Origin of the sequence: Delftia sp. PE138, from assembly GCF_018320755.1 — a bacterium.
GTDB classification, from domain to species: domain Bacteria; phylum Pseudomonadota; class Gammaproteobacteria; order Burkholderiales; family Burkholderiaceae_C; genus Comamonas; species Comamonas tsuruhatensis.
The window spans coordinates 41,121-57,587 of the sequence record NZ_JABEPN010000014.1; the positions used below are offsets into that span (position 1 = coordinate 41,121).

At 67.1% G+C, this 16,467-nt stretch carries 16 protein-coding genes; 8 read left to right on the top strand and 8 right to left on the bottom strand.

The features are described from left to right. Complete coding sequence (locus tag HFGMBDPB_RS28365; RefSeq protein WP_212646727.1) at window positions 1–984, bottom strand: Bug family tripartite tricarboxylate transporter substrate binding protein; 984 nt, start codon at window positions 982–984, stop codon at window positions 1–3. Window positions 985–1,227: 243 nt separating this feature from the next. On the opposite strand from HFGMBDPB_RS28365, the gene HFGMBDPB_RS28370 reads away from it, so the two are divergent. Next, window positions 1,228–1,794: a MarR family winged helix-turn-helix transcriptional regulator gene (locus tag HFGMBDPB_RS28370; protein WP_212646728.1), complete on the top strand. Its 567-nt coding sequence runs from the start codon at window positions 1,228–1,230 to the stop codon at window positions 1,792–1,794. A 2-nt stretch (window positions 1,795–1,796) separates the two neighbouring features. Here HFGMBDPB_RS28370 and HFGMBDPB_RS28375 read toward each other — a convergent pair whose 3' ends face one another. Further along, complete coding sequence (locus HFGMBDPB_RS28375; protein ID WP_034369173.1) at window positions 1,797–2,369, bottom strand: nucleotidyltransferase family protein; 573 nt, start codon at window positions 2,367–2,369, stop codon at window positions 1,797–1,799. A gap of 52 nt (window positions 2,370–2,421) precedes the next feature. Between HFGMBDPB_RS28375 and pdxH the strand changes: the two genes are divergently transcribed. Next, window positions 2,422–3,069, top strand: a complete 648-nt coding sequence (gene pdxH / locus HFGMBDPB_RS28380; RefSeq protein ID WP_017405177.1) for a pyridoxamine 5'-phosphate oxidase — start codon at window positions 2,422–2,424, stop codon at window positions 3,067–3,069. A gap of 31 nt (window positions 3,070–3,100) precedes the next feature. On the opposite strand, the gene HFGMBDPB_RS28385 is transcribed toward pdxH, so the two are convergent. Next, a complete protein-coding gene (locus HFGMBDPB_RS28385; protein ID WP_047327331.1) occupies window positions 3,101–4,054 on the bottom strand; it encodes an AEC family transporter in 954 nt (317 codons plus the stop codon). 276 nt (window positions 4,055–4,330) lie between these two features. Between HFGMBDPB_RS28385 and HFGMBDPB_RS28390 the strand changes: the two genes are divergently transcribed. Next, entirely contained in the window at window positions 4,331–5,392 is a 1,062-nt protein-coding gene (locus tag HFGMBDPB_RS28390; protein ID WP_212646729.1) for a tyrosine-type recombinase/integrase, read from the top strand. A 35-nt stretch (window positions 5,393–5,427) separates the two neighbouring features. Here the strand turns inward: HFGMBDPB_RS28390 and HFGMBDPB_RS28395 are convergent, their stop codons facing one another. From HFGMBDPB_RS28395 to msrA, 5 genes are all read right to left on the bottom strand, one after another. Next, window positions 5,428–7,626, bottom strand: a complete 2,199-nt coding sequence (locus HFGMBDPB_RS28395) for a TonB-dependent receptor domain-containing protein (protein ID WP_026062337.1) — start codon at window positions 7,624–7,626, stop codon at window positions 5,428–5,430. A gap of 237 nt (window positions 7,627–7,863) precedes the next feature. Further along, the gene (locus HFGMBDPB_RS28400; protein ID WP_223275282.1) at window positions 7,864–8,232 is read right to left on the bottom strand and encodes a hypothetical protein; all 369 of its coding nucleotides are present in this window, start codon (window positions 8,230–8,232) and stop codon (window positions 7,864–7,866) included. Between the two features lie 209 nt (window positions 8,233–8,441). Further along, window positions 8,442–8,768 carry a hypothetical protein gene (locus HFGMBDPB_RS28405; protein ID WP_212646730.1) on the bottom strand — a complete coding sequence of 109 codons (327 nt, stop codon included), beginning with the start codon at window positions 8,766–8,768 and terminating at the stop codon, window positions 8,442–8,444. Between the two features lie 48 nt (window positions 8,769–8,816). Next, window positions 8,817–9,272 carry a transcriptional repressor gene (locus HFGMBDPB_RS28410; RefSeq protein ID WP_016447083.1) on the bottom strand — a complete coding sequence of 152 codons (456 nt, stop codon included), beginning with the start codon at window positions 9,270–9,272 and terminating at the stop codon, window positions 8,817–8,819. A gap of 148 nt (window positions 9,273–9,420) precedes the next feature. Next, entirely contained in the window at window positions 9,421–9,957 is a 537-nt protein-coding gene (msrA, locus tag HFGMBDPB_RS28415; protein WP_016447084.1) for a peptide-methionine (S)-S-oxide reductase MsrA, read from the bottom strand. Window positions 9,958–10,102: 145 nt separating this feature from the next. Between msrA and HFGMBDPB_RS28420 the strand changes: the two genes are divergently transcribed. The 5 genes from HFGMBDPB_RS28420 (at window position 10,103) to HFGMBDPB_RS28440 (ending at window position 16,448) form a co-directional block, all read left to right on the top strand. After that, window positions 10,103–10,801 (top strand): TetR/AcrR family transcriptional regulator, encoded by a 699-nt coding sequence (locus HFGMBDPB_RS28420; protein ID WP_047473219.1) that lies wholly within the window; start codon window positions 10,103–10,105, stop codon window positions 10,799–10,801. Next, a complete protein-coding gene (locus HFGMBDPB_RS28425) occupies window positions 10,798–12,039 on the top strand; it encodes an efflux RND transporter periplasmic adaptor subunit (RefSeq protein ID WP_212646731.1) in 1,242 nt (413 codons plus the stop codon). The genes HFGMBDPB_RS28420 and HFGMBDPB_RS28425 overlap by 4 nt, the downstream gene beginning before the upstream one ends. Before the next feature lie 2 nt (window positions 12,040–12,041). Further along, a complete protein-coding gene (locus HFGMBDPB_RS28430; RefSeq protein ID WP_212646732.1) occupies window positions 12,042–15,269 on the top strand; it encodes an efflux RND transporter permease subunit in 3,228 nt (1,075 codons plus the stop codon). A gap of 43 nt (window positions 15,270–15,312) precedes the next feature. After that, window positions 15,313–16,023: a protein-L-isoaspartate O-methyltransferase family protein gene (locus HFGMBDPB_RS28435; RefSeq protein ID WP_016447088.1), complete on the top strand. Its 711-nt coding sequence runs from the start codon at window positions 15,313–15,315 to the stop codon at window positions 16,021–16,023. A 77-nt stretch (window positions 16,024–16,100) separates the two neighbouring features. After that, window positions 16,101–16,448: a rhodanese-like domain-containing protein gene (locus HFGMBDPB_RS28440; protein WP_016447089.1), complete on the top strand. Its 348-nt coding sequence runs from the start codon at window positions 16,101–16,103 to the stop codon at window positions 16,446–16,448. The last annotated feature ends 19 nt before the right edge of the window (window positions 16,449–16,467 follow it).

Below are 16,467 nucleotides of genomic sequence, written 5' to 3' on the forward strand. Positions count from 1 at the left end.
TCATTCAGCGGTGATGCCGAGTTCGCGGATCACCCTGCCCAGGCGCTCGTAGTCGGCAGCGTTGACATCGGCCAGCACCTGCGGCGACCCGCCCACGGGCACGGCACCGAAGGTGGCCATCTTTGCCGCCACCTCCGGCATCCTGAGGATCTCGTTGAGATGGGTGTTCAAGGTCTGCACCACGGCGGCCGGCGTGCCCTTGGGCGCGAAGAAGCCATTCCAGGCACCCGCGGCGATGTCCCTGTAGCCCAGTTCCGCCAGCGAAGGCACATCGGGCAGCAGGGGCGAACGCTTCGGGTCGGTCACGGCCAGCGCGCGCAGCTTGCCCGCCTGGATGTACTGGGCCACCGGCCCCAGCGTGACGTAGGCCAGTCCTACATGGCCCGCTGCCACATCGTTGACGGCCGGTGCCACGCCGCGATAGGGCACATGCTGAATGCTCACTCCGGCAGCGCGGTTCAGCCACTCGGCACCTATGTGCATGGGCGAGCCTGCGCCGGGACTGGCGTAGCTGAGCGTCTTGCCGGCCTTGGCCGCAGCCACCATGTCGGCCACGCTTTTGAATCCCGTGGAGGGATGGGCCACGAGCAGCACGGCCTGGCTGGCGGTCTGCACCACGGGGGTGAAACCTCTCAAGGGGTCATAGGTCGCGGCAGTAGGGAGCCTCATCACCATGGGGGCGATGGTGAAGGGGTTGGGCGTGAACAGCAGCGTGTAGCCATCGGGCACGGCCCGCGCAACCAGGTTGTTGCCCACGGTGCCGCCCGCCCCGGGCCGGTTGTCCACCACCACGGGCTGGCGCAGACGCACCGTGAGCTTTTCGGCGAACAGGCGCGCCATGGCGTCCGTGTCACCACCTGCGGGATAGGCGACCACCACGGTGATCGGCCTGGCGGGGTAGTCCTGTGCAAATGCCGGACCACAGACAGCGGTGGCAAAAGCCAATGCTGCAATGGTCAGGCCTTGCCGACGATGGGGGGTCATCACTGGCTCCTTTGAAAGCGCGGACATGCATCGGTCAGATACGGGCATGGCAGCTGGGGCTGGCTATGGGATGAATTCATACGATTCATCCATGAAACATTGATCCTCAAAAGAATCAATGACGATTTTCTCCGGCAAGTTGATGAATCAACTTACTGAAAACACCGATTGACCTCTATTGATTTCTCCAAAGAAATTCCACAAGACAAACGTCAGGCAGCCTGTGAAACAATTGATGGGAACATGTCCATCCCACCTTCTCCTCTCCCTGTGCCCAGCACGCCCGCAGGCAATCCCTGGACCCACCTTGACGAGGCAGGCAGCAGCCTGACCGTCGATGCCTTTCTGACCACGCTGATGAGCCAGGTGGGCAATGCGCTGCGGCGCACCATCACCGTGCCCTATGCCGATACGGCGGGCTTGACGGTTTCGGAGTGGCGGCTGTTGGCCCTTGTCGCGCATGCAGGCGAGTTGCCGTTCAGCGCGCTGGTGGTGCAATCCACTTCGGACAAGGCCCTGGTGAGCCGGGCGCTGCGGCTGCTCGAGGAACGCGGCCTGGTGGCCCTGCTGGCGCAAGGCTCCACTCCACGCAAGAAGATCCTGTGCTCCATCACGCCTGCGGGCCGGCAGTTGCATGACGAGGTGATGCCCGTGGCCCGGCAACACCAGGCCGCTGCTCTGCTGGCGCTGACGCAGGAGGAACGGGAGGTGATGTATCGGGCCTTGCTCAAACTGCGCGGTTATTGCCAAGGCAGCCAAGCCGACCCAGCGACCGAAGGCGACCCCGCTACGGCAGACGGCGAAGCCTGAATTCAGCCCACTTCAGGCCGGTTCTGCAGCAACACCTCAGCGCGCGCCAGATCGTCCAGCGTATCGATGTCGGTGAGCACACCAGCGTCGTCCACATCGACCTGAACCACATGTCCGGCTTCGCGCAGCGCCTTCAGCACAGGCGCCCCGCCCTTCTCTCCGCTCAACGCCATGAGCGCCGCGCCGCATGCGGCGCCGAAACCCACGGGATGTCCACGCTCGCCTTGATGGACAGGCTGGGCGGCTCGGGCCCCCGCATGCAATGCATCGGCCACTTTCAGCAAGGTCTGTGGACTCACCAGCGGCAGATCGGCCGGCAAGACCAGCCAGCCTGGCGCATCGGCTGTGGCACGCACGGCCGCAGACAGCGAATCGCCCATTCCGGGGTGGCCCGCATCTTCCAGATGCCAGGGCAGGCCGCTGGCGCGGACGGCGGCCAGTGTGTGTTCCAGCACGGTGCTGCCGCCCAGCGGCGCGGCGAGCTTGTGCATGGCGCCGCCCGACGCGCGGAAACGCTCGCCACGGCCCGAGGCGAGGATGAGCACGCAAGGCCGGCCTTTGAAGTCTCTGAGCATGCGCAACTCTAGCGCAGCAAATGGGAGGTCGGGCGCAGGCACAATGCAGGCCATGAGCAGCATTTCCACCTCGATCGCCGATCTGCGCAAAAGCTACGAGCGCGCGGAACTCAGCGAATCGGCCTCCCTGGCCGATCCGCTGCAGCAGTTTGACCAATGGCTGCAGGAAGCCCTGAGCGCCCAGGTGCCCGAGCCCAATGCCATGACGCTGGCCACCGTGGGCGGCGACCTGCGGCCCAGCACACGCATCGTGCTCATCAAGGGCTATGACGAGCGCGGCCTGGTCTGGTACACGAACTACGACAGCCGCAAGGGCCAGCAACTGGCGGGCAACCCCTTTGCCGCGCTGCAGTTCCACTGGGTGGAGCTTGAGCGCGTGGTGCGCATCGAGGGCCGCGTGGAAAAAGTCAGCGAGGCCGAAAGCGACGCCTACTTCAACAGCCGCCCGCTGGACTCTCGCATTGGCGCCTGGGCCAGCCCGCAAAGCCAGGTCATCAGCGGGCGCAGCGTACTGGTGGCCAATGCGGCCAAGTACGGCGCGCAGTTCCTGCTGAACCCGCCACGCCCGCCACATTGGGGCGGATTCAGGCTGGTACCCGAGCGCTGGGAATTCTGGCAAGGCCGCAAGAGCCGGTTGCACGACCGCCTTTGCTACCAGCTTGAAGCTGGAACCTGGCTGCGCCAGCGCCTGGCGCCCTGATCCCCCGGATTGCTGGCGCTGCTGAAACCCATCAGCCCGGCAGGCGCTGGGCCAGCCACAGCATCAGCGGCACGGTAAGCAAGGCCAGCGCAGTGGACACCGCGATGCTGGCGGACACCTCCTCCTGCATCACGCCATAGCGCTGCGTGAACAGGAACACGTTGGCCCCCACGGGCAATGCAGCCGCCGTGAACATCACGACCACCGGCAGGCCGCCCAGACCGAAGGCCCAGGCCAGCGCAAGCAGCAGCAGCGGATGCACCAGGTTCTTGACCAGCGCGATGCCAGCAGCCTCTCGCAAGTTCTGGCCCACCCTGGTGTAGGCCAGTGTCACGCCGACCAACAGCAGCGCCATGGGGCCCAGCGCCTGGCCCAGGACCTGCAGGGACCGGTCCACCACTTCGGGCAGCACCAGCCCAGTCTGAGCGAACAGCAAGCCAGCGAGTATGGGCAGCGGCACAGGATGCACGATGCCGTTGCGCACGGCCTGCAGCACCGTGCGCCACATGGGGCGCGGTGCGCTTTGGCCGCAGCGCTGGCGTTCGTGGGCCTCGGCCAGCTCGAACACGATGGTGGCTGCGGTCAGCAGGATCAGCGCATGCAGCGAGACCAGGGTGAACAACGTGACAAGCCCTTCCTCCCCGTAGACCAGCCCCACCAGCGGCACGCCGATCATGACGGTGTTGCTGAACATATTGGCCAGCCCCCGCGCGGCCGAGCGCGTGGAAAAGCCGCCCAGCACCATGGACACCACGAAGATCAGAGCAGTCGCCAGGAAATACAGGGCCACGGGCTGAAAGTCCAGCTCCTGTACCCGCACCGCACCCATGGTGCGAAACAACAGCGCCGGCGTAAGCACCAGAAACACAAGGTTGGACAAATCCTTGATGGCGGTGGCACGCACCCAGGCCAGCCGGGCGGCAAGAAAGCCTGCGCCTATGCAAAGAATGACAGGGATGAGGGAGGCAAAGACGGGAGAGTTCACTGAAGCAGGACCGGGAAGCTGCGCCTGCGCAGGCTTGCGGCGCGCGCAGATTATGCGCCGCAGACCCGGCCCTGCCTCGTTCAGGCGTCGTCCCGGGCCTCGAAGGCCCGGCCAGCCTCCACGGACGTGCCAAGGCTCAGATTCATGCCGAACAGCCCCCTTTTCTGGCGACTTGTCGCCACTGACATTCATCAGTCGATAACAAGGTTGCCACTCAATTTCATGTAAGTTACATTGAACATCCCTATTGGTTGATTCGTTTTGCTCTCGACGCCCATGACTTCATCACCATCCCAGGCACCCGCTGCCGGCAAGCCGCCGTCCACTGTCCCCGACGGACTGGCCCTGTTCCGGCATTGGCTGGAAACCGAGGGCGCCAAGGGCTGGGATGCCCTGGACACGGCGCCCGACAGCGGCTACGAAAAGGTATGGCGTGCCTGGCTGCGCAGCCTGGGCGATGCGGGCATGCCCGCCAGAGAAAGTTCCCTCTCCCCCACCACACCGAAAGGCAAAGTCAACGCAAAGGCCCGCGCCTGGCAGCAGGCCACCGCCGTGGATGTCCAGAATTTCCTGCGCCCGCGCGAAGGCCAGTTGTCGGGCCACCAGCCCGGCCGCCGCATCAGCGAGGTCACGCGCAGGCGCTACTGGCGCCTGCTGGAACGCATCTACGACCATGCGCTGGACCACGGCTGGGTCAGCGCCAATCCCGCCGCAGGGCTGGCGCCACAGGAACGCCCCCCTGCCGAAGACGGCCAGGGCCATTGCCTTCCCGCTCCGCTGTGGAATGCCCTGCCCCGCCACATTCCGGTGGCAGATGGCTTTCAGTCGGCGCGCGACCGCGCCATCTTGCTGCTGCTGTACGAACTGGCGCTGGCACCCGAGGAGGTGCGCGGCCTGTGCTGGCGCGATGTGCAATGCGCAGGACCAGGCGATGGCCTCCCCTGTCAATTGCATATCGATGGCGCGCGCGCCGCGCAGCAGCGCACGCTGGAGCTGTCGGAAACGGTGGTGAAGGCGCTGCAGGACTGGAAAGGCTTCAGCGCCGGCCAGCGCGGGCCGGAGGCCGTTCAACCCGATGCCACGGTCTTTTATTCGCGTGAGGGGCAGCCGCTGTCGGTGCGCGTGCTGTTCCATGTGGCCTCGCAGCTGATACAGCGTGCCCATGCGGCCCAGCCCGCTTCTGCCCAGAAGGCGCCGCTGCACCGGGTCGGGCCGCAGGTGCTGCGCAACACGGCCATCGTGCAGTGGTTGCGCGCGGGCCGTGCCGAGACCGAAGTGGTGCAGTGGATAGGCGTCGACAGCGCACGCGCCCTGCGCCATCTGCAGCATTACCTGTAGCAGACGGCGCGGGAGCGCAGCGCGGGCAACCCGCCTTAGAACGACACCTTGACGCCCACGGTGATATTGCGCCCCATCAGCGGCGCAGCGTTCTTGATGAACGATGTGTGGGCGAAGGCCAGGCGGTTGGTCAGGTTGTTGCCCTTGATGAAGAACTGCCAGGGCGTGCCACCCGAGGTGCGCAGCGTGTAGCTGGCCGAGAGGTTGAGCATGCCGTAGCCGTCCGTCTCGGTCTCGTAGGCGGTGACGCGGTTCTGGCGCAGCACCTGCACCCACTCGGCCTGGGCATCCCAGCCCTTGTAGAAGGTGTCCACGCGCAGGCCTACGCGCGCCGCGGGAATGCGCGGCAAGGCGGAGCCGTCTTCCAGCCGCGCACGCACGGCGTCACCGAACAGGGTCACGCCCCACTGGCGCGACAGCTTCTGGCGCACCTGGCCCTCCACGCCGGTGAAGCGCGCATCGGCCTGGGTGTATTGCAGCAGTTGCAGGCCGTCATGCTCGTCCAGCGTGGCTCCGTAGATGTAGCCCTTGACGCGATGGTGGAAGGCATTGACGCTGAACGTGGTGTCCCCCGAGGTCTTGCGCAGGCCTATGTCCAGTGCCTGGGAGCGTTCACGCTTGAGGTCGGGATTGCCGCGCTCATAGGTGGATGTGGCCATGTGCAGGCCATTGGCATACAGCTCCTCGGCCGTGGGCAGGCGGTTGCCCTGCGTCAGCGAGGCCGACAGGCTGTAGCCCGGGGTGAACTTCCACACCGAGCCCAGCGAGAACGATGTGCCGCTGTGGCTGCGAGAGATGGCGCTTTGCTGGGCGTCCACGGTCTGGCGCTCATGGCGCAGCGCAGCCTGCCAGCGCCAGTCCTGCCAGCGGTATTCCTCCAGCAGGTAGATGCTGTTGCGGCGGGTTTCGGTGGGCTGCACATAGGCCTCCTCACCCTCGGCACTGAATTTGCGCTGCACGGTCTGCAGGCCGATGACGCCGCGCCAGCCGGCGATGGGCTCCAGCTCGGCCTCCACGCGCAGGTCATGGGCGCGGTTCTTGAAGGTGGTCGAGACCTGGCCGTCCTCGATCTCGTCATGGCGGTAGTCGGTCCAGCCGCCGCGCACGCGCAACGCCGCAATGCCTGCCGTCGGATTGCGCCATTCGCCGCGCAGATCCCAGCGCTCGCTATTGAGGTCGACCACCGGCACGCTGCCATGGTCGTGATCGTGTTCTTCGTCGCCATGGTCATGTCCGTCCTCGTCGCCGTGGTCATGGCCGCCGCAGTGCAGATGGTCGCCATGGGTGTGGCAGCCCTCGAAGCTGTGGTTGTGGCCCGGCAGGCCATAGCGCGCGGTCTGGCGCGTGTAGGCCAGGCCCAGGTAGCCTTGCGTGCCGATCCAGGACAGGCCCAGGCTGCCCGTATCCGTGCGGTTGAAGCTGCCGCCCACGCGCCCCTGCGACTGGCCGTTGGGCGCCCAGCCGCTGCCCACGCGGTAGTCGCCGGCATCGCGCGCCATGCCCTCGGCATGGATGGCCAACTGGCCCGCGCCGCCCGTCAGCGAGAACGCGCCGGCCGTCTCGCCCGCGCCCGTGCTGCCGCGCAGCTGGGCCGAGCCCGTGATGCCGTTCTTGGGAATGGACGTGGGGATCTTGTCGTCCAGGATGTTGACCACGCCGCCCATGGCGCCGCCGCCGCCGTAGATCAGCGCCGAAGGGCCGCGCAGCACTTCGATCTGCGTGGCCAGCATGGGCTCGCTGGCCACGGCATGGTCGGGGCTGATGGTGGAGGCGTCATGCAGCTCCGAGCCATCGCTGAGGATCTGCACGCGCGGGCCGTCCATGCCGCGGATGATGGGGCGGCTTGCGCCCGCACCGAAATGGCTGGCGTGGATGCCGGGCTCGCCGTCCAGCGTCTCGCCCAGCGTGGCGGCCTGGCGCAGCGTCAGCACATCGCCTTCCAGCACCGTGGCTGGCGTGGACATATCGGCCGAGGTCAGGCCCAGGCCGCTGGCCTTGACCGTCACCTCATTGAGCACAGGCGTGTCGCTGCGCGGGGCATCCGCCTGGGCGCCGGTGGCAGTTCCGGGCGCGGCGGCGACTCCAGCCTCCGCAGGCTCTGCTGCCATGGCCAGCCCTGCCATCGCGGGGCCGAGCACGCCCGCCAGCAGCAGTTGCTGCAGCAGCGGGCGCAGCTTCATCCTCTCCCCCTGCACCTTGGCGTCCTGGTGGTATTGCTTTGTTGTCACTCTCATCACTGGTCTTCCCGGCAGCGGCCGGCCACGGCTCCGGGGACGTGGGAATGCGGGCGCTGCAAAAAATGGCGTCGGAAACGGACAACCGGGGTGCGCCATGCAGGCGCACGCAGCCATCCGATCGGATATGCATTCAGGATCTGTCCAACCTGGGCACAGCGCCTCTTGCGTGCAATGCAGGAAGGCGCGCGCAAACAGCTTCAATGGGAGGGCGCATGCAGCGCCGCCGCCCAAGGTTCAAGCCGCCAGGCGGGCAGTGATGGGATGCGGGGGACCACGCGCATCGAAGAAAGCCGCCAGCACGCGGCCATCGCGCACGATGGGCGGCTGGGCGGGCTCGGCCTGCTCGCCCCAGAAAGGCGGCAGCGCCACGGCGGGCGGTGGCCCCGCCATGCCTTCGTGCAACTGGTCCAGCAGTTGGCAGTCCGCCGGGCCGTGGCCCGAGAACAGCGCGTGCACCCAGTCGACGGGTGCAGCGCAGGAGGTGGCCACCACCTCGACCGGGCCATGGGCCGTGGCCGAGGCCAGGCCGCCAGCATGCACCACACGGTGCATCTGGCCCAGCAACGGCGCCAGTGCGATGGACCAGACCAGCAACCAGGCCAAAAGCCAACCCCGATTCGGCACGGCACCGCGCAACGCAAGCCGTGAGGCGGGCGCAGGCGAGTGGCGACTCGGGAGTTTGAAGGGCATGGATGAATCAGGAGCGGATCAGGCAGCGCAGAGTGTATGCGCCAATTGGCGGGGCAGGTTCCAGCATCCCGTCACAAAGACGGGCGACTGCTCACAGCAGTGCACGGCGGGCAATGCCGCGCTCAATGCGCATGGCGCATGCCGCAGAACTTGCCCAGCGCCAGGCCCTTGCAGTCGGCCTGCAGCTGCTTGTGGCATTGCGCATGGTCACGCCCTGCCGCCAGACACTGTGCGGCGGCCTCGTGGGCCTTGGCCATCGAGCGGTGGCGCTCCATGTCGGCACGGGCATGGGCATCCAGTTGCACCGGGCCACCCTGTGCCTTGGCGTCCGCCGGGGTCTTGGCATGGTCATGGTCTTGGTCTTGGCCGTGATCGTGCGCCTGGGCCGCAGCGGCCAGAAAGACAGCGGCCAGGATCAGGGAAACGGAACGGAAGGGGGAAAAAGTCATGCGAGATCCTGAAGGGCTATGCAAGAGAAAAAGGGAAAGGCGGCCACCTCACACGGACGGATCATTCCGGGAGTGCCCGGTGCCGCTGCAGACCTGGCACCGCCCCGTCACCGACACATCGATGGCCTGGCCCTGCAGGCCGCTGGCTGCCAGCGCCTGCCGCAATTGCAGCAAGGCGGCCTGCAGTTGCTCACCGCCCCCGCCTGCCTCGCCGCCCAGACGAAAGGCGCTGTGGCAATCCGCACACTCGAAGTGCGCAGCGGCGTCGCCTTCGCAGGCCGCGCCCTGAAGGGGCCTGCCGTACCGGGCCACGCGTGCCGCATCCACGCTGCGGCGCAACACGCCGGCTGCGGCCAGCCGGTCCAGCAGCCGGTAGACGGTGACGCGGTTGACCTGCACGCCCTGGGCATGCAGGGCGGCTTCCACATCCGCCTCGCTCAACAGCGCATCGGCGCGCGCCTCCCACAGCGCCAGCACGGCCCGCGTGGCGCGGGTCGAACGCATGCCGCAAGGCAAGAGCAAGGGGGAGGGAGTCGGCGATGACATGGGCAATGCAAGAGCGGGCTGCAGAGCGCGACAAGACACCGTTATCGCAACCGGGTTGCATTATGCCCGCAAATCACAACCGCTTACACAACCCGCCCACCTGGGCTCATTGCTTGACCCAGCGCGCAAAGGCACCCCGGAATTTCTGCACCTTGGGCCCCACCACGAAGGCGCAGTAGCCCTGGCTGGGATGGTTCAGGAAGTAGTCCTGGTGATAGTCCTCTGCGGGCCAGTAGCTGGCCAGGGGCTGGACCTCGGTCACGATGGGAGCGTCATACGCGCCCGCCTGGGCCAGCTCGGAGATCAGCGTACGTGCGACCTCCGCCTGATGGTCATTCGTGGTGTAGATCGCGCTGCGGTACTGCGTGCCCACGTCGTTGCCCTGGCGGTTGAGCGTGGTCGGATCGTGCGTGCCGAAGAACACGGTCAACAGGTCGCGCAGCGGAATCACAGCAGGGTCGAACTGCACGCGGATGACCTCGGCATGGCCGGTCTGCCCGGTGCAGATGTCTTCGTAGCTGGGATCGTCCAGATCGCCGTTGGCGTAGCCGCTTTGCACGTCGCTCACGCCGCGCACGCGGTCGAAAACGGCTTCGGTGCACCAGAAACAGCCGCCGCCCAGATAAATGGTTTCAGTCGTCATATGCGCCTTTTCTGTGAGAAATCGAAAAAATGACCACACGCAATGCATGCAGGCCGTTGTGCCTACAGGTTAGCCCATGCACAAGCCAGGTGACGACGAACGGTTCTGCGGTTACGATAACTAACCCATCAGTCATTAATTTTCCGTGACCGACTCCCCCGCCTCTTCACCCGCCCCCGCCGAGCCTTCCGGAAAGCGCAGCCGCCGCAAGCACGAGCGTCCGGGCGAGCTGCTGGAAGCCGCGCTCGACCTCTTCGTGGAAAAGGGCTACGCCGCCACCCGCGTCGAAGAGGTCGCCGCCCGGGCCGGGGTTTCCAAGGGCACGCTGTTCCTCTATTTCGCGAGCAAGCAGGAGCTTTTCAAGGCCGTGGTGCGCCACAGCATCGCGGGCCGCTTCGGCGAGTGGAGCGAGGAACTCGACAACTACTGCGCACCGTCCACCGATCTGCTGCGCTACTGCTTCAAGTCCTGGTGGGAACGCATCGGCAGCACCAAGGCGTCGGGCATCACCAAGCTCATGCTCAGCGAGGCGGGCAATTTTCCCGAGCTGTCGCAGTTCTATCACCAGGAAGTGGTTCTTCCAGGCCATGAACTGATCCGGCGCATCCTGCAGCGCGGCGTGGAGCGTGGCGAGTTCCGGCCCATGGATCTGGACCTGTCCGTGCACTGCGTGGTCGCCCCGATGATGTTCCTGATGATCTGGAAGCATTCGCTGGGCGGCTGCCTGCCGCACGGCGACTTCGATCCCGAGCGGTTTCTGGAATCCCAGATCGACTACCTGCTGCATGGCATGTGCCAGCCCCTTGCAGCCACCACACCACCCACCTCCCCGCCCACACCATGAAGCGTCGCACCGGCTGGCTGATCGGCCTGGCCTTACTGATCGCCATCGGCGCCAGCGCATGGCGCGCCGCATCCACCCGGCACAGCAAGCAAGCCGCCATTGCCGCGGCCACCCAGCCGCGCGAGATGCCCGTGCGCGTGGGCCCGCAGGAGGTGGTGCAGCTGCAGCCGCGCCAGTTGCAATTGACCGTGCCTGTCAGCGGCGTGGTGCAGGCCGTGCGCAGCGCCGTGGTCAAGGCCTATGTGGCCGGCGAGCTGCGCGGCCTGCAGGTGCGCGAGGGCGACAGCGTGCGCAAGGGCCAGGAACTGGCCCGCGTGGACGCCACCGAGGTCGAGGCCCGCTGGCGGCAGGCCCGCCAGCAGGCCGACGCGGCCCAGGCGCAGCTGCAGCTGGCCCAGCGCCAGCACGACAACAACCAGGCCCTGGTCACCCAGGGCTTCATCTCGACCACGGCACTGGCCACGTCCCAATCCAATCTTGACGCCGCCCGCGCCAACCTGGCCGCCGCCCAGGCCGCCGCCGATGTGGCACGCAAGAGCGTGACCGACAGCGTGCTGCGCAGCCCCATGGACGGGCAGGTCGCCCAGCGTCTGGTGCAGGACGGCGAGCGCGTGGGCGTGGAAACGCGGGTGCTGGAGATCGTCGATCCCTCCGAGCTCGAGGTGGTGGCCCAGCTCGCGCCCGCCGATTCGGTGCGTGTGCAGGTCGGCCAGCAGGCCCTGTTGCAGGTCCAGGGCGCGGGCGACGATGTGGCCGCCGTGCCCGCGCGCGTGGTACGCATCAACCCCAGCGCCCAGGCAGGTTCGCGCAGCGTGGCCGTCTATCTGCGTGTGCAGGCTGCACCGGTCAACGCAGGCGCCGCCGGCAGATCCATCCCCATCGTGCGCCCGGGCCTGTACCTGCAGGGCAGCATCGTCACGGGGCAGACCGAACAGCTGGCCGTGCCCCTGACCGCCGTGCGCACCGACCAGCCCCAACCCTATGTGCAGCTGCTGCAGCCTGCGGACGAGTCCGAAGCGGACAAGAGCCTGCTGCGCGTGCAGCACCGCCCGGTCACGCTGGGCAGCCAGAGCGCGCAGGATGGGGCCACCTGGATTGCCGTGTCCACCGGCCTGCAGGCCGGTGACAGGGTGCTGGCCGGCAGTGTGGGCGGCCTGCGCGCAGGCACGGCGGTGCAGATGCAGCAAATGCAGCAGGCCCCGCAGCCCCAGGCTGCGCCAGCCCCCGGAGCCCGCTGACCATGTGGTTCACGCGCGTCAGCCTGGCCAACCCTGTGTTCGCCACCATGCTCATGCTGGCCCTCATGGTGCTGGGTGTGTTTTCCTACCAGCGACTCAAGGTGGACCAGTTCCCGAATGTGGACTTCCCCGTGGTCGTGGTCACGGTGGACTATCCGGGCGCCTCGCCCGAGATCGTGGAGTCCGAGGTCACCAAGAAGATCGAGGAAGGCGTCAACTCCATTGCCGGCATCAACGCGCTGACCTCGCGCAGCTATGAAAGCACCAGCGTCGTCATCATCGAATTCCAGCTGCATGTCGATGGCCGCCGCGCTGCCGAAGACGTGCGCGAGAAGGTGGCCTCGGTGCGCCCCACCCTGCGCGACGAGGTCAAGGAGCCGCGCGTGCTGCGCTTCGATCCGGCCAGCTCGCCCATCTGGTCCGTGGCCGTGCTGCCCCAGGCCGATGCCGGCGCCAAGGCGCCCGATGCCGTCGCGCTGACCAGCTGGGCCGACCAGGTCCTCAAGAAGCGGCTGGAGAACGTGCGCGGCGTGGGCGCCGTCAACCTGGTGGGCGCTACACCGCGGGAAATCAACATCTACCTGCAGCCCGAGGCGCTGGAAGCCTATGCCATCACGCCCGACCAGATCGTGAACGCCGTGCGCAGCGAGAACCAGGACCTGCCGCTGGGCGCCATCCGCTCGCGCGAGCAGGAGCGCGTGGTGCAGATCGACGCACGCTTGAAGCGCCCGCAGGACTTCGAGCGCATCATCGTCGCCCAGCGCGGCGGCGCTCCCGTGCGGCTGGGCCAGCTGGCCCGCGTGCAGGACGGCGCGGGCGAACTGGAAACCGTGGCCCTGTACAACAGCAGCCGCACCCTGCTGCTGTCCGTGCAGAAGGCCCAGGACGAGAACACCATCGAAGTCGTGGACGGCCTGAACGCCACGCTGCGCGAGATCGCCGCCGAAGTGCCGGCCGGCGTGCGGCTGGAGCCGATTGCCGACAGCGCCCGCCCCATCCGCGTGGCCGTCAACAACGTGCGCCAGACGCTGATCGAGGGCGCGGCACTGACGGTGCTCATCGTCTTCCTGTTCCTGAACTCCTGGCGCTCCACGGTGATCACGGGGCTGACGCTGCCCATTGCGCTGATCGGCACCTTTTTGTTCATGTACTGGTTCGGCTTCTCGATCAACATGATCACGCTGATGGCGCTGTCGCTGTGCGTGGGCCTGCTGATCGACGACGCCATCGTGGTGCGCGAGAACATCGTGCGCCATGTGCAGATGGGCAAGGACGCGCATGCCGCCGCGCTCGACGGCACGCAGGAGATCGGCCTGGCCGTGCTGGCCACCACGCTGTCCATCGTGGCGGTGTTCCTGCCCATCGGCTTCATGGGCGGCATCATCGGCAAGTTCTTCCACGAATTCGGCATCACCATCGTGGCGGCCGTGATGATCTCCATGTTCGTGAGCTTCACGCTGGACCCCATGCTGTCCAGCGTCTGGCACGACCCGACCATCCACGCCCATGGCGAGCAGCGCGGCCGCAGCCTCTACGACCGCACGCTGGGCCGGGTCACGGCTTGGTTCGAGCGCGCCACCGACTCGCTGTCCCACTTCTACCAGGACGTGCTGGGCTGGGCGCTGCGCCACAAGATCGCCACGCTGGCGGCGGCGCTGGCCATCTTCGTGGCCAGCATCTTCCTGGTGCCGCTGCTGGGCACGGAATTCGTGCCCAAGGCCGATTTCTCCGAGACCACGGTGAGCTTCAACACGCCCGTGGGCTCGTCCATCGAGGCCACCGAGGCCAAGGCACGCCAGGTCGATGCCATCATCCGCGCCCTGCCCGAGGTCCGCTACACGCTGGCCACCATCAACACCGGCACGGCCCAGGGCAAGATATACGCCAGCATCTACATCCGCCTGCTGGACCGCCATTTGCGCCAGCGCAGCGGTGACGAACTGTCGGGCGTGCTGCGCGAGCAGTTGCAAAGCGTGCCCGGCATCACCGTCACCCATGTGGGCCAGCGCGAGCCCGTGGGCGGGCAAAAACAGGTCGAATTCTCGCTGCAGGGCCCGGACCTGGGCGAGCTGGAGCGCCTGAACCGCGTGGTGATGGAACGCCTGCGCGGCATTCCCGGACTGGTGGACCTGGACAGCAGCCTCAAGCCCGACAAGCCCGTGATCGACATCACCGTGCGGCGCGATGCGGCCGCCGACCTGGGCCTGTCGGTAGGCTCCATGGCAGCGGCGCTGCGCACCTGGGTGGCCGGCCAGACCGTGGGCAACTGGCGCGCCAGCGACGACCAGACCTATGACGTCAAGGTGCGCCTGGCGCCCGAGTCGCGCAGCACGCCCCAGGACCTGGAGCGCCTGCCCTTCGCCCTGCCCTCCACCTCGGGCGACGGCGGCATGCGCATCGTGCGGCTGAACCAGGTGGCCACCGTCACGCCCGGCACCGGCCCCAGCCAGATCAACCGCCGCGACATGACGCGCGAGGTCGCCTTCAGCGGCAACGTCTACCTGCGCTCCAGCGGCGAGGTCTCGGCCGACATCAGCAAGGCCCTGGCCGACATCGCCCTGCCGCCCGGCTACCGCACGCAGTTCAGCGGCGCCACCAAGAGCATGAACGAGTCCTTCGGCTATGCCGTGTCCGCCCTGGCGCTGGCCATCATCTTCATCTACATGATCCTGGCCAGCCAGTTCAAGAGCTTCCTGCAGCCGCTGGCGCTGATGACCTCGCTGCCGCTGACGCTGATCGGTGTGGTGCTGGCGCTGATGATGTTCGGCTCGGCCCTGTCCATGTTCTCCATCATCGGCGTGGTCATGCTCATGGGACTGGTCACCAAGAACGCCATCTTGCTGGTGGACTTCGCCATCCGTGCGCGCGGGCCGCACAGCGACCCGGACACCGGCCAGATCCGCGACGGCCTGCCGCGCGAGCAGGCCCTGCTGCTGGCGGCGCGCGTGCGGCTGCGCCCCATCCTGATGACCACGCTGGCCATGATCTTCGGCATGGTGCCCCTGGCCTTCGCGCTCAGCGAGGGCTCCGAGCAGCGTGCGCCCATGGGCCAGTCGGTGATCGGCGGCGTGGTGACTTCCTCCCTGCTGACCCTGGTGGTCGTGCCCGTGGTCTATTGCTACCTCGACGACTTCTCCCAGTGGCTGCGGCGTCTGTGGAACGGCAACCATCACGACGCGGCCCCCGGCCAGGGCGCCGCCAGCGCCCCCACCCTGCCGCGAGACTCGTAGAATCAAAGGTTTGTCCTGACAAGTCTTTCTCCGGAGATACCCCATGAGCCTGCCCCTGAACAGCCTGCCCGAACACCACAGCGCCCAAGCGCACGCGCGCTACAACATGATCGAGCAACAGATCCGCCCCTGGAACGTGCTTGATGAAGAAGTGCTGGCGCTGCTGGGCAAGGTGCACCGCGAGAATTTCGTGCCGCCCGAGCATGCCGGCCTGGCCTTCATGGACCTGGAAATCCCCCTGGTCGCCCCGGCCGAGGAAGCCGCCGCCAAGGGCTGGTGCATGCTGGCCCCGCGCATCGAGGCGCGCATGCTGCAGGACCTGAAGATCAAGCCCACCGACCGCGTGCTGGAAATCGGCGCCGGCTCGGGCTACATGGCCGCCCTGCTGGCCGCCCAGGCCAAGGAAGTCGTGACGCTGGAAATCGTGCCCGAGCTGGCCGAGATGGCCCGCGAAAACCTGCTGGGCGCCGGCATCACCAATGCCGAGGTCAAGCTGGCCGATGGCGCCACGGCAGCGGCTGCCCTGGGCCAGTTCGACGCCATCGTGCTCAGCGGCTCGGTCGCCCAGGTGCCGCAGGCCCTGCTGGCCCAGCTCAACGACGGCGGCCGCCTGGCGGCCATCGTCGGCCAGCTGCCCATGATGCGTTTCACGCTGGTGCGCAAGAACGGCCACCAGTTCGAGACGAGCCAGCCCTGGGACGTGGTGACCGCCCGCCTGGCCAATTTCGAAGAGCCTTCGCGCTTCACGTTCTGAAACCCGCTGCAGCGGCCGATGCCCGCAGGACCATGGCCGCTGCCGCAACCCCATTCCATTCCGCAAGGATCTTTCCGATGCTTCCCCAAGTGCCTCCCGCGCAACTCAACGATTGGCTGACCCAGCACTCCAGCGGCTCCGATGCCCTGCCCCTGGTGCTGGACGTGCGCGAGCCCTGGGAAGTGGCCCAGGCCAGCGTACGCCCCGAGGGCTTCGAGCTGCGCTGCATCCCCATGGGCGAGATTCCCTCGCGCCTGCAGGAACTCGATCCGGATCACCCCACAGCCTGCCTGTGCCATCACGGCGCACGCAGCATGCATGTCGCTGCCTTCCTGATGAACAACGGCTTCGAGACCGTGGCCAATATCAGCGGAGGCATCGATGCCTGGTCGCGCGAGCGCGACCCAGGCGTGCCGCGCTACTGAGCGGCAAGACGCAAAAGAA